The sequence below is a fragment of the Gallibacterium genomosp. 1 genome, from assembly GCF_000771875.1.
In the GTDB taxonomy this organism is placed as follows: Bacteria; Pseudomonadota; Gammaproteobacteria; order Enterobacterales; family Pasteurellaceae; genus Gallibacterium.
The window spans coordinates 120070-132864 of record NZ_JPXX01000018.1 but is presented as its reverse complement, the minus strand read 5'-3'; the positions used below and the strand labels follow the sequence as shown (position 1 = coordinate 132864).

The window sequence follows — 12795 nt, the reverse complement described above, 5'->3', positions numbered from 1 at the left end:
GTTTTTAGGGCAGGGTATGCCCGTAGCGCTTGTGAAGTGAACCGCATTAGCGGTCAGCAGCAAGAACCCACCGAGAGTAGCCTATTGCATGCAATAGGAGCTAGTAGGAATCCCCCGACTTTAGGCGAAGGAGGATGTCAACAAAATATAAACCGACTTATTCCATATTCAATTTACAGTTTTGAACAGTCTGTATGGCTTGCAGTTTGAAAATTTGGTTATATTTGCTCATAAAAAATCTGCACCCCTGTGGTTGGATAATAAGTTGAACTTTAGGGGTACAGATCAAAATTTTTATTTAAAATTATTTAGATTATAACGTTGGCATACTGAATGCAGTACCTTGTTCTCTCATTTGATGATTCGGCCAACGGCTAGTAACAGTCTTCATTCGAGTATAAAAACGAACTCCATCAGGGCCGTAAGCATTAAGAGGACCAAAGATAGAGGCTTTCCAGCCACCAAAACAGTGGAATGCCATAGGAACAGGAATCGGAATATTGATGCCAACCATACCGGCTTTGACATCGTGACTATATTGACGTGCAGCATCGCCATCACTGGTGAAGATTGCACTGCCGTTACCGTATTGATGTTCATTAATAAGTTGAATAGCCTCTTGATAGTTTTTAGCACGGACGATCGCAAGAACAGGCCCAAAAATTTCTTCTTTATAAATAGTCATTTCCGGAGTAACGTTATCGAACAAACTACCACCAATGAAATAACCGTTTTCATAACCTTTAACTTTATAATTTCGTCCATCAACCACTAATTTTGCACCTTCACTCACACCTTGGTCTATATAACCAGATACTTTTTCTAAGTGAGCTTTAGAAATTAATGGTCCCATTTCATTTTCTGGTTTACCTTCAGGTAAAACTCCAGGACCAATGCGCAATCCTTTTATTTTTGGTATTAAATGTTGGACAAGTGTATCTGCATAATTATCATCAATTGTAACGGCTACAGAAAGCGCCATACAACGTTCGCCAGCGGCGCCGAAAGCTGCTCCTAATAGTGAGTTAGCCGTAGTTTCAATATCTGCATCAGGCATAATCAATGCGTGATTTTTTGCTCCACCTAATGCTTGCACACGTTTTCCATATTTAGAACCGGTTTCATAAATATATTGTGCAATTGGCGTTGAACCAACAAAACTTACAGCTTGAATACGAGGATCTTTTAATAATACATCAACAACCTCTTTATCTCCTTGAACTACATTAAATACCCCATCCGGTAATCCAGCTTCTTTTAATAATTCTGCTAAACGAATCGATAATGAAGGATCTTTTTCAGAAGGTTTCAATACAAAGGTATTACCACAAGCTAATGCAATAGGAAACATCCACATTGGCACCATTGCAGGAAAATTAAATGGGGTGATGCCTGCAACAACACCTAAAGGCTGCATTAGTGAAAAACTATCAATACCGCGTCCTACATTAGCTGAATATTCTCCTTTCAATAGATGTGGAATACCAGTTGCAAACTCGACTACTTCTAACCCTCTAGTCAATTCTCCAATGGAGTCAGAATAAATTTTTCCGTGTTCATTACTGATAAGACGAGCTAATTCATCGAAGTTTTCTTCTAATAATGATTTGAACTTAAATAAAATTCTCGCTCGACGTAATGGAGATTGTTGAGACCAAGCCGGAAAAGCATCTTGAGCTGCACTGATTGCATTTTCCATTTCAGCAGTCGTACTAAGTTTCACCTGTTTTGTCTGCTCACCAGTGGCAGGATTATAAACAAAACTAATACGTTGGCTTTCACTTTCTATAGGTTGACCATTGATAAAATTTGGAATAATTGAGTTCATAGTAATCCTCTCTGTTTAACATTCTTTAGGTTGATGATGGAGATAACATACTCTTTTGAAATGAAAATTTCAATTTAAAATAAATGAAAAATTAATTTTTTAATTAATTTAAAAGAAATCAATATCTTATTTTATGTTATACGTATTAAATGAGTTGATTTATATACTTAAGTTCAGAATATTAATGAATTTATTTTATATAAATCATATATTTAATTTAACTTGATTAATTTTTATTCAAAAGAATATTTTAATGATAGAAATGTGAGCATCATCACAGAATTTTTATTCTAAATTCAATATTATTGAAATATCTCTTTTGAGAGGTGTTAAAAGTTCTATATATCAATTGATTCACTAACTAAGGAGAATCTTATGCGTAATTTATTTATTAGACAAACAATGACATTTTTATTGGCTGGAGCTGTTTCTTTTGGAAGTTCTGCTACAGTTCTAAGATTGGCGCATCATATGACGACAGATAATGTGAATCATATCCTTGTTTTAGATTTTGCAAATAAGTTGAAAGAATTGTCAGATGGGACATTAACTGTAGATGTTTATCCTAATGGTATTTTAGGAGGACAAGTTGAATTATTTGAAGGGATGAAGCTAGGAACAATAGATATGTCAATTTCTGATACTAGTATTATTGGCTCTTATTATCCCCCAATAGGAATACTAGATTTGCCATATATATTTAAAGATCGTATGTCAATTAAAAAAATTTTTTCAAGCAATGTGATGCAACCAATGATTGATGAGATACAAAAAATTTCAGAGGTAAAAATCCTTAGTATTCAACCTGTTGCTTATAGAAATATCATCTTGAAATCACCATTGGTAAAAAATAGTGATTTTTCTGGAATAAAAATTAGAACTCCAAATTCTCCTACATTAATTGACATAATTAAAAGTATTGGAGCTACTCCTAACCCGATTCCTTCAGGAGAAGCATATACAGCAATACAAACGGGAGTAGTGGATGGAATGGAGGGAAATCCTGAATTTCTTAGTTCTATAAAAATTAATGAAGTCGCTAAAAATTGGTATGAAACTCAACATGCCATGACGTTTACAGCATTAAATATTAGTAATAAAAAATATCAATCGTTAAGTCAACAAGAAAAAAAATGGGTTTCTGATGCTGTAAATTATGCGGTAGATAATTTTTATATAAAAAGTCAAGATACAGATAAAAAATGGAGAAAGTATTTATTGGATAAAGGTGTAATTTTCAATCAAGTAGATTTCTCTATTTTAAAAGAAAAAACAAAATCTATGGTAGACAATTTTATTAATAAAAATAATTTGCATAATTTATATGAGGAAATATCAAAATGAAATATATAAATGTTTTTAGAGAATGGGTAGTTGTTTTTTTATTCTCTTTTTTAGTAATTACTGTTTCAATAGGTATTTTCTCTAGGTTTTTGACTTCGACTCCATTTGCTTGGACTGAAGAATTGTCTAGATTTTTATTTATTTGGCTGGCATGGGTATCATCCAGCCTTACTATAGCTAGGGGAGCAAATATCACTTTTGATATATTATTACAGTCCATTGGTGATAAATTAGGCAGAGTACCATATATATTAGTAGATATTATTTCTATTTTCTATGTGGGATTGGTAATCTATTTCGGATATGAGTTATGTATAAATAATTTATTAGTCTTTTCTCCATTATTAAATATTCCAATGTGGCTGATTAATTTATCAATTCCTATAGGTGGTGTGTTGATGTTAATAGAGCAAATACATTTTCTTATAAAACATAAGGATGGAAAATTATGTTAGTAATTGCATTTTTAACTTTCTTTATATTAATTATTCTTGGAGTACCTATAGCTTTTTCTATGGGATTAGGAGCAGTGATTGCAATAATGGCTAATGATTTGCCATTGACTTTGATATCTCAACGCCTATTTTCTGGATTAAATACTTTTTCCCTGTTAGCTATTCCTTTTTTTATGTTGGCAGGTGAATTAATGGAACATGGTGGTATATCTAAAAGATTAATATATTTATCAAAATGTCTGGTCGGTCATTTTAAAGGAGGACTGGGAATGATAGATATCTCTACATCCGTAGTATTTGCTGGAGTTTCCGGTTCTGCAGCAGCAGATACTGCAGCCGTAGGTTCTTTAATGATCCCATCTATGAAAAAAAATGGATATCCAGCTGGATTAAGCGCTGTATTGCAAGCTGTTGCTGGCTCTCTAGGACCTATTATCCCTCCTTCACTTACGGCTATTATTTTTGCTTCTTTAACAGGGTTATCTATCAAAGATTTATTTTTAGCGGGTGTTGTTCCTGGTATAGCAATAGCATTAGGTTTAGTTATTGTTACTTATATTTATGCTAAAAAATTAAAATTAGGAGGAGATAGTAAGGCATCAAGAGAGTTATTATGTATGGCTATGAAAAATTCATATTTAGCTTTATTAATGCCGTTTATTATTATTGGAGGAATTCTAGCTGGATTATTTACTCCTACAGAAGCAGGAGCAATAGCTGTTATATATGCTTTTTTTGTTGGAATATATTATAAGGAATTAAACTTTTATAAAGTTAAAAAAGCTATAATTAATGCGGCAACAATGACTGCTATGTGTACTCTAATTATTTCTGGAGCAACTGTATTATCTTGGATTATTGCTTTTACAAGATTGCCAGAGGTTATTATAAATTTTTTAACAGGAATTACGGATAGTCCATATGTAATTTTATTTTTATTAGTTTTATTTCTGCTATTTATTGGTATGTTTGTCGAAACAATAGCGGCGACAATTATTGTTGCTCCAATATTAATGCCAATAGCTTATCAGTACGGTATAGATCCGATTCAATTTGCAATTATAATGATCGTTGTTTTAGTTTATGCTGGAGTTACTCCACCAGTAGGAGGAGTCTTATTTATTACTATGGGGATAGCAGAGGTTAAATTAGATAAAACTTTAAAATATCTATTACCGTATTTGTCTATAGTATTTTTTGTTATTTTATTAATGATTTTATTTCCAAGTTTTTCATTGTGGATTCCTAGGATACTTTCATAAATATTATTTGTTTGATTGAATAAATTATAAATATGCTAGTGAAGCACCTATTTAGATAAGAAGTTTATTTAAATATAACGGCTATAACTATAAGTTGTGAAATATTAAATCGTTTATTTCATCATATAGATTTTAGGAGGCATAAAATGTCTAAAACATTAGATGTAATCTGTTTGGGGCGTGTCGCAGTCGATCTTTATGCACAACAGATTGGTTCTCGTTTGGAAGATGTGAGCAGTTTTTCAAAATATTTAGGTGGTTCTTCCGGTAATGTTGCGTATGGAACGGCGATTCAAGGTTTGAAGTCGTCAATGTTGGCAAGAGTTGGCGATGAGCATATGGGGCGTTTTTTGCGAGAAGAATTGCAAAGTGTTGGCGTGGATACCAGTCATTTAATTACTGATAAAGAGCGTCTTACTGCATTAGTTATTTTAGGAATCAAAGATAAGGAAACATTTCCTCTTATTTTTTATCGTGATAATTGTGCAGATATGGCGATCACAGCGGATGATTTTGATGAAGAATACATTGCCTCAGCAAAAGCATTAGCCATTACAGGTACGCATCTTTCTCATCCTAAAACACGTCAAGCAGTTTTAACCGCTTTAGAATATGCTGGACGAAATGGAACAAAACGTTTATTAGATATTGATTATCGGCCAGTGCTGTGGGGATTGACTTCTCTAGGTGATGGTGAAACACGCTATATAGATTCTGAAAAGGTAACGAAATCATTGCAGGAAGTATTACATCATTTTGATGTACTGGTTGGAACAGAAGAAGAATTTCATATTGCAGGAGGATCAACGGATACTTTGACAGCATTGAAGAATATCCGTAAATATAGTCAGGCGACTTTAGTGTGTAAACGAGGTGCATCAGGGTGTTCTGTCTTTGAGGGGGATATTCCTAATGATCTGGATGGTGGCTTAAATGTTTATGGCGTTCGTGTTGCTGTATTGAACGTATTGGGTGCTGGTGATGCATTTATGTCTGGGCTATTGCGTGGTTATGTTAATGGAGAAGGTTGGGAACAAGCGTGTCGCTATGCTAATGCTTGTGGGGCTTTAGTGGTCTCTCGTCATGGCTGTGCGCCAGCGATGCCAACAAAAGCGGAGTTGGATGATTATTTATCTCGTTCTGAGGATGTCCCTAGACCGGATCTAGATGATAGACTAAATCATTTACATCGTGTTACCACTAGAAAGCAACAATGGGATAATGTCTGTATTTTTGCTTTCGATCACCGTTTACAACTTGAGGAAATGGCAAATAAATGTGGGGCTGATCTTCATCGGATCCCTGTGCTAAAAAAATTGCTATTGAAAGCAGCAGAAAAAACAGCAGAGAAAGAGGGAATTGCAAATGGTCAGGCTGGGATTTTAGCAGATACTACATATGGTCAAGATGTATTAAATGCAGTTACCGGAAAGAAATGGTGGATTGGTCGTCCGATAGAGCAACCGGCATCTCGTCCATTGGCCTTGGAATACGGTGATTTAGGTAGTCAATTAATATTATGGCCTAAAGAGCATATTGTAAAATGTTTGGTTTTTTATCATCCAAATGATAATGAAGTAATGAGACAAACTCAGGATAAAAAATTGCTTGAGGTGTATCAGGCTTGTTGTCGTACAGGTCACGAATTATTGTTAGAGATCATTTTACCATCAACAATGGAACAAAAAGAGAGCTATTATCTTGATGTTGTTCGTCATTTGTATCAATTAGGTATAAAACCGGATTGGTGGAAATTGCCGGGGTTAAAAGCAGTCACTTGGCAGCAGCTTACAGCGGTGATTTCAGCCAATGATCCTTATTGTCGTGGCGTCTTGATCTTAGGTCTAGATGCGCCGGAAAGTGTCTTTGATGAAACTTTTAAAGAAGCCGCTAATGCAGATATCGTCAAAGGATTTGCAGTTGGAAGAACTATTTTTGCAGAAGCGTCAGCCAAATGGTTAGCAAATGAAATTAATGATGATGTGTTAATGAAGTCTGTTCGTGAAAAATATCAGCGGTTGATTCATTTATGGAAAAAGTATAAAGGGTAAAGATTAGTTATCATTATATGTGTTAAACGGCTAATTTTGTTGGGAAATTAGCCGTTTTTATTATGATTTTTGTTTAAAAGCAAGTGAAATTGCCAAACTTTGCACAAGATTCATTGTTGAACATTGTGAGCGAAATCCATTGATATGAGCCTCTTTTATAATGAACGCGATATCACTAAAACTGACTAAAGGGCTTAACTGACTGTCTGTAATCGCGATTTGTCTAATTCCAGCTTTAGCTACAGAGTCCAAAATATTAAGTGTTTCTTTGGCATAAGGTGAAAAACTGATTGCGACGACCACATCTCCCGGTTTTATAACATTTAATTGTTCTTCAAACATTCCGCCTAAACCATCAATAATAAAGGAGCTGCGATTGAGATGATGTAGGGCATAATTTAAATAACACGCCACACTATATGAACGTCTTAAGCCGATAATGAATATTGTATTAGCAGAATCCAGCAATTTTACAGCTTCATTGAGTTGTTTTGGATCAATGCTATTAGATAATTGCGTGAGCGCTGTAGCATTGGCGTGTGAAAAAACGGCGAGAATATTTTCAGGACTACTTTGCTCATTTCTTTTTTCCCCCATTTTATGGAATAACTCCGCACGTTCTTGGTAATCAGCAGTTGATTCCATTAAGCTTTCTTTGAAAATTTGTTTCATTTCATTGAAACCGTTGAAACCAAATACATTGGCAAAACGGATTAAGGTAGAAGGAGGAACACCCGCTCGTTCAGCGATGACGGCAACAGTATCAAAAACAACACTATTTGGATTATCTAAAATATATTTGGCAACTTGTTTTAATCGTTTACTTAAACTGTCGTAACGTTCTCTAATTTTATTTTCTAATTCTTCAACTTTCATTGATGTATTCATAGTAAAAGGAATCGGTAATGATGGAAATGTAAGCAATATTCTAAAGTATCTAGATCAAAATTGGAAAGGTGTTTTGGATATTTGATATAGATTAATAAATAAAAAGCGTAAATTTTTTGTGATAGTGATCACCTTTCTTTACTTTCCTTATTGTTGTGAAACCGGTTTCATAATAGGTTTAAGTATAAATTTAGTCATTATGTTAACGGGAGTTCCTTATGAAAAAATCAATTTTAGCATTGCTATTATCTTCTTTAGTATTACTCAATGGATGTGATGATAAAAATACTTCTGATACAGGAAAAGTAAATGTTGTTGCTGCACATAATCAGACAAATTTAGATAGTCCTTATCAGACAGGAATGTTAAAACTTAAAGATGATGCGGAACAATCTCAACTATTTAATATTGAGGTGCATGCCGGAACTATTGGTACAAATGAAAATGAATTAGTTGAAAAACTTATTTTAGGTGGTGCTGATGTTGTTTTAGTTTCACCAGGATTTATGACTTCATTAGGAATTGATGAGGTAGATATATTTTCTCTACTCTATCTTTTCAATGATTATAAACATTGGGAAAAAGTTGTTGATGGAGATATCGGTAAGAAAATTGCAGATATTATCTATGAAAAATCAGGTAAGAAATATTATGTGAAAAGTTATTGGACTGCCGGTGTTCGTCATTGGTATGGTAAGAAACCAGTATTTAAACCTGAGGATTTAAAAGGGCTTAAAATTAGAACTCAAACATCAGGAGTGGTTTCCGATTATTGGCTTAGCATTGGTGCAATTCCTACATCTGTTGCTTGGGCAGAGTTATATCAAGCATTAAGCAGTAATGTCGTTGATGGTGCTGAAAATGCTTATCCTTATTTAGTTCCAATGGAACACCACAAAACAAATAATGGTAAATATATTTCTGAAACAGGTCACGATTATACAACAAGATTTTTGTTAGTACGTGCAGGATTGTGGGATAAATTAGATGATAAACATAAGGAAGTATTTGAAAATGCAATGAAAGCAGCGACAGATGCTGAAAGAAATGCAGTATATGTGGAAGAAAAAAATTATAAAGAAAAAGCTATCGCTGATGGAGCAAAAGTTAATAGTCTTGATACTACACCATTTGTTCTAAAAGCTGTAGAAATTCAAGATAAATGGGGTAAAGAACATAATATGGTAGATGTGATAGAGCAAATTAGAAAATTAGCTAAGGATTAATTATGCGTAAGATAATTGATTTCATAGCTAAATTGGAGCTCGTGATTAGTGCTTGTTTTCTTTCAATATTTGTAGTTACAACATTTATACAAGTTATTAGTCGCTATTTCCATATCAGCGTTATTTGGACAGAAGAGCTTTCAGTAAATGCTTTTATTTGGTCGATATTATTAGGCGCAGCAGTAATGACAAGAAAAAAAAGACATTTCAGCTTTTCTTTCTTAAAAAACAAAATAGAATCAGAACAATATAAATGTATATTATCTCTTATTCAGAATGGGATAATATTATGTTTTTCTATAATATGTCTAGTCTACTCAGCTGAAATTACTTCATCATTTTGGAATTCTAAATGGGTCACTATCCCAGCCTTTAGACAGGGATATGTTTGGTTAATTTTACCAATTACTTTTTCAAGTATTATCCTATTTTTATTAGAAGATAGCTTTGAGCAAATGAGCTTGCTGATAAGGAAGAAACAATGACACTTTTAGCGATTACTATATTATTCATATTATTTATATTTATTGGAATTCCTATTGCATATTCTATTGCTATTTCTGCTTTACTTGGCATTGTTTTTATTGGCAATGTCCCGTATACAGTTATTCCAATGAAAATGTTTTATGGTTTAAATTCCTATGTTTTATTAGCTGTTCCTTTATTTATTTTAACTGCTTCTATTATGAATAGAGGAAATATTTCAAAGAAATTAATCAACTTTTCATTAGGAATTGTAGGACGTTATCCTGGTGGTTTAGGACATGCAAATATTTTAGTTTCTATGTTATTTGCTGGAGTAAGCGGTTCATCTCAAGCAGATACAGCAGGAATAGGAAAAATATTGATCCCGAATATGATAGATAAAGGCTATAGTAAAGAGATGGCTGTAGGCGTTACTGCGGCATCTTCGACCATAGGCAGTATTATTCCTCCGAGTATTACTATGGTTATTTATGCCGGATTAACTAATACCTCTGTTGGTAAGTTATTTATTGGTGGATTATTACCAGGAATATTAATTGGTCTTGGAATGATGGCTTTTGTTTATTATGTTGCAATAAAAGAACACTTGCCGAAAGAAAAACCAATAACATTATCTCTATTTTGGCAACTTTTTAAGCAATCATTGCCAGCATTATTAACGCCATTAATTATTATTTTAGGCATTGTATTCGGTATATTTACTGCAACTGAAGCAGCGGCATTTTCGGCGATTTATGCCTATTTAGTGAGTGCGTATTATTATAAAACAATTAGTTATAGAGATATTCCTAAAATATTAATAGAAACTTTAGAGCTAAGTTGTTTATCTTTATTTGCACTGGCAGCAGCCTCCGCATTGGGAGAGTTCTTAGGATATATGAGAATCAACCATATTGTTGCTGGATTTTTTAGTAATTTATATAGTGGAGAATATGTGTTTTTCTTATTAATTATTTTATTCTTCCTATTCATTGGAACATTTATGGATGCTATTCCGGCAATGGTATTATTTGTTCCTGTCATTTATCCTGTGGCTCAATCTATCGGTGTTGATCCTGTTCAGTTAGGTATTGTAATTATTATTACATTATCTATAGGATTGATTACACCGCCTTATGGATTGTGTTTGCTAATTTCTAGTGTAATTGGTGGATTATCTATAGATAGATCATTTAAAGCAGTTTTACCATATATAGCAATTATTGTAGCAGTATTAGCAGTTGTTATATTTATCCCAAGTATTCTGTTAAGTGATATTGTTATCAGTTAATTATGTTACGAGATATGCAAAAAAAAACGACGATAAATGATGTAGCAAAATTAGCAAGAGTAAGTAAAGCTACAGTATCAAGATTTTTAAATAAAAAATTTAATTTAATAGCTCCAGATACTGTAGCTAGGATAGAAAAGGCAGTTGAAAAATTAAATTACTTCCCTAGCCAAATTGCACAAGGAGTAAAAAGAGGAAATACTAAACTGATTGCTCTCATTGTCTCTGATATAAATAACTCTTATTCAATTGAATTATTTCAAGGCGTAGAAAAGTATGCTTTTGAGAATGACTATGCACTATTGTTATTTAGTACAAATGATAGTTTTGAAAGAGAAACAAAAATTTTAAAATCATTATCTAGTTATCAGGTTGAGGGAGTAATTATTCAAAGTTTACAGATAGAAAATTATGTTCTTTCTTCTTATAGTATTCCTGTTGTTTCTGTAGATAGAGAGATATCTAATTACAAATGTGATCTAGTGGGATTGGATAATAAAAAATCTACTAGAATGATGATTGATTATTTATTAAATAAGAAATTTAATGCATTACTATTCGTGACAGAAAATGTGCAGTTAAGTCAAGCGAGATCAATCAGAGTACAAACATTTAAAGAATATATTGTAAGTAATATTAATGTGATAGGGAAAGTTTTAGAAGTAAATTATTCAGAAAATTCTTCTTTTTTAAAAAATGAAATTTTAAATTTCTTTATCAAGAATAAAGATAAAAAAATAGCTATTATCTCTGTAAATGGAAAGGTAGCATTGAATTTATTATCTATGCTTGAAAAAATAGAGATAAAGGTGGGTAAGGATATTGGATTTATTACATTTGATAATCCTAATTGGAGTAATATTATACCAGGAGGAATATCTGTATTAGAGCAACCTACTTACGATATTGGTTATATGGCTTGTAAATTACTAATAAATAGGATTAATAAATCAGTTGTAGAAAGAAATAATATTGCTTATTCCGGAAGGTTAATTGAACGAGGTTCTACAATATTATAGAGGATAAAATATGAAAAATATTTTTGATGTAGTGACTTTTGGTGAGGCAATGATAATGTTTATTGCAGGGGAAGAAAAACCTTTAGATGATGTTAGTTATTTTAGTAAAGGAGTTGCAGGAGCAGAATTGAATGTTGCTACGGGCATAGCCAGATTAGGTTTTAATGTAAGTTGGATTAGTAAAATAGGAAAGGATTCTTTTGGTAGAACAATATTAAATTATTTAAATAAGGAAAATATTAATAGTGATTTTGTTAAAATAGATTCTACGCATAGAACCGGATTTCAATTAAAATCTAAATTAAAAAATATGAACGGTGATCCTGAAGTTGAATACTTTAGAAGAGGATCTGCTGCTAGTTATTTATCTATTGCAGATCTGGATAAAGTAATAAATACTAAATTCTTGCATATTACAGGAATTGCTCCGGCTTTATCGGATAATTGTTTTGATGTAGCAGAATATTTGATAAATCAAGTTCGTAGTAAATCCGGAATAATCACATTTGATCCTAATCTTCGCCCTGTTCTTTGGAAAAACGAAAATATTATGAGAGAGAAGATTAATTATTTAGCTTCTAAGTCAGATATTGTTTTACCGGGAGTTAATGAAGGAAAGATATTGACAGGATATGACTCTAATGAAGATATTGCTAATTTTTATATAAAAAATGGAGCCAAAAAGGTCATTATAAAATTAGGAAAAAAAGGTGCTTATTTTAGAGATTCAATTGGGAATGAGGGGACTGTTCCGGCGGTTAAAGTTGATAATATTATTGACACTGTCGGTGCTGGCGATGCTTTTGCTGTGGGAGTAATTAGTGCTTTATTAGAAGATAAGACATTAGAGCAAGCTGCTAAAAGAGGAAATTTTTTTGGTGCTTTGGCTATTCAATTTCCTGGAGATAATGACGGTTTACCGAATAAAGAACAATTATCAAAATATGATATATAGGATTTATGAGT

Annotated in this window: 11 protein-coding genes; 9 read left to right on the top strand and 2 right to left on the bottom strand. The window is 32.7% G+C overall.

What is annotated here, in order from left to right:
• Nucleotides 1-313: 313 nt before the first annotated feature.
• Complete coding sequence (locus JP36_RS06375; protein ID WP_039173141.1) at nt 314-1828, bottom strand: CoA-acylating methylmalonate-semialdehyde dehydrogenase; 1515 nt, start codon at nt 1826-1828, stop codon at nt 314-316.
• 375 nt (nt 1829-2203) lie between these two features.
• Between JP36_RS06375 and JP36_RS06370 the strand changes: the two genes are divergently transcribed.
• From JP36_RS06370 to JP36_RS06355, 4 genes are all read left to right on the top strand, one after another.
• The gene (locus JP36_RS06370) at nt 2204-3172 is read left to right on the top strand and encodes a TRAP transporter substrate-binding protein (RefSeq protein ID WP_234702159.1); all 969 of its coding nucleotides are present in this window, start codon (nt 2204-2206) and stop codon (nt 3170-3172) included.
• Complete coding sequence (locus JP36_RS06365; protein ID WP_039173138.1) at nt 3169-3627, top strand: TRAP transporter small permease; 459 nt, start codon at nt 3169-3171, stop codon at nt 3625-3627. Before JP36_RS06370 ends, JP36_RS06365 begins: the two co-directional genes overlap by 4 nt.
• Nucleotides 3621-4889, top strand: coding sequence for a TRAP transporter large permease (locus JP36_RS06360; RefSeq protein ID WP_039173135.1), 1269 nt, complete (start codon nt 3621-3623; stop codon nt 4887-4889). The genes JP36_RS06365 and JP36_RS06360 overlap by 7 nt, the downstream gene beginning before the upstream one ends.
• A gap of 146 nt (nt 4890-5035) precedes the next feature.
• A complete protein-coding gene (locus JP36_RS06355; RefSeq protein WP_039173133.1) occupies nt 5036-6940 on the top strand; it encodes a bifunctional 5-dehydro-2-deoxygluconokinase/5-dehydro-2-deoxyphosphogluconate aldolase in 1905 nt (634 codons plus the stop codon).
• 60 nt (nt 6941-7000) lie between these two features.
• Here the strand turns inward: JP36_RS06355 and JP36_RS06350 are convergent, their stop codons facing one another.
• On the bottom strand, nt 7001-7828 hold the full coding sequence (locus JP36_RS06350; protein ID WP_418904665.1) for a MurR/RpiR family transcriptional regulator: 828 nt from the start codon (nt 7826-7828) through the stop codon (nt 7001-7003).
• 218 nt (nt 7829-8046) lie between these two features.
• On the opposite strand from JP36_RS06350, the gene JP36_RS06345 reads away from it, so the two are divergent.
• The 5 genes from JP36_RS06345 to JP36_RS06325 are packed head-to-tail and all read left to right on the top strand — an operon-like array spanning nt 8047 to nt 12784.
• Nucleotides 8047-9054 (top strand): TRAP transporter substrate-binding protein, encoded by a 1008-nt coding sequence (locus JP36_RS06345; RefSeq protein WP_039138811.1) that lies wholly within the window; start codon nt 8047-8049, stop codon nt 9052-9054.
• A gap of 2 nt (nt 9055-9056) precedes the next feature.
• Entirely contained in the window at nt 9057-9539 is a 483-nt protein-coding gene (locus JP36_RS06340) for a TRAP transporter small permease (RefSeq protein WP_039173125.1), read from the top strand.
• Nucleotides 9536-10810, top strand: coding sequence for a TRAP transporter large permease (locus JP36_RS06335; protein WP_039088766.1), 1275 nt, complete (start codon nt 9536-9538; stop codon nt 10808-10810). Before JP36_RS06340 ends, JP36_RS06335 begins: the two co-directional genes overlap by 4 nt.
• Before the next feature lie 2 nt (nt 10811-10812).
• Nucleotides 10813-11829 carry a LacI family DNA-binding transcriptional regulator gene (locus tag JP36_RS06330; RefSeq protein WP_234702158.1) on the top strand — a complete coding sequence of 339 codons (1017 nt, stop codon included), beginning with the start codon at nt 10813-10815 and terminating at the stop codon, nt 11827-11829.
• A 10-nt stretch (nt 11830-11839) separates the two neighbouring features.
• Nucleotides 11840-12784: a sugar kinase gene (locus JP36_RS06325; RefSeq protein ID WP_039173121.1), complete on the top strand. Its 945-nt coding sequence runs from the start codon at nt 11840-11842 to the stop codon at nt 12782-12784.
• The last annotated feature ends 11 nt before the right edge of the window (nt 12785-12795 follow it).

Excerpts from the sequence above, each read along its gene's own strand:
- JP36_RS06335 (WP_039088766.1), top strand. The coding sequence starts at position 9,536 with ATGACACTTTTAGCGATTACTATATTATTCATATTATTTATATTTATT.
- JP36_RS06330 (WP_234702158.1), top strand. The coding sequence starts at position 10,813 with ATGTTACGAGATATGCAAAAAAAAACGACGATAAATGATGTAGCAAAA.
- JP36_RS06355 (WP_039173133.1), top strand. The coding sequence starts at position 5,036 with ATGTCTAAAACATTAGATGTAATCTGTTTGGGGCGTGTCGCAGTCGAT.
- JP36_RS06340 (WP_039173125.1), top strand. The coding sequence starts at position 9,057 with ATGCGTAAGATAATTGATTTCATAGCTAAATTGGAGCTCGTGATTAGT.
- JP36_RS06360 (WP_039173135.1), top strand. The coding sequence starts at position 3,621 with ATGTTAGTAATTGCATTTTTAACTTTCTTTATATTAATTATTCTTGGA.
- JP36_RS06365 (WP_039173138.1), top strand. The coding sequence starts at position 3,169 with ATGAAATATATAAATGTTTTTAGAGAATGGGTAGTTGTTTTTTTATTC.
- JP36_RS06375 (WP_039173141.1), bottom strand. The coding sequence starts at position 1,828 with ATGAACTCAATTATTCCAAATTTTATCAATGGTCAACCTATAGAAAGT.
- JP36_RS06350 (WP_418904665.1), bottom strand. The coding sequence starts at position 7,828 with ATGAATACATCAATGAAAGTTGAAGAATTAGAAAATAAAATTAGAGAA.
- JP36_RS06345 (WP_039138811.1), top strand. The coding sequence starts at position 8,047 with ATGAAAAAATCAATTTTAGCATTGCTATTATCTTCTTTAGTATTACTC.
- JP36_RS06370 (WP_234702159.1), top strand. The coding sequence starts at position 2,204 with ATGCGTAATTTATTTATTAGACAAACAATGACATTTTTATTGGCTGGA.
- JP36_RS06325 (WP_039173121.1), top strand. The coding sequence starts at position 11,840 with ATGAAAAATATTTTTGATGTAGTGACTTTTGGTGAGGCAATGATAATG.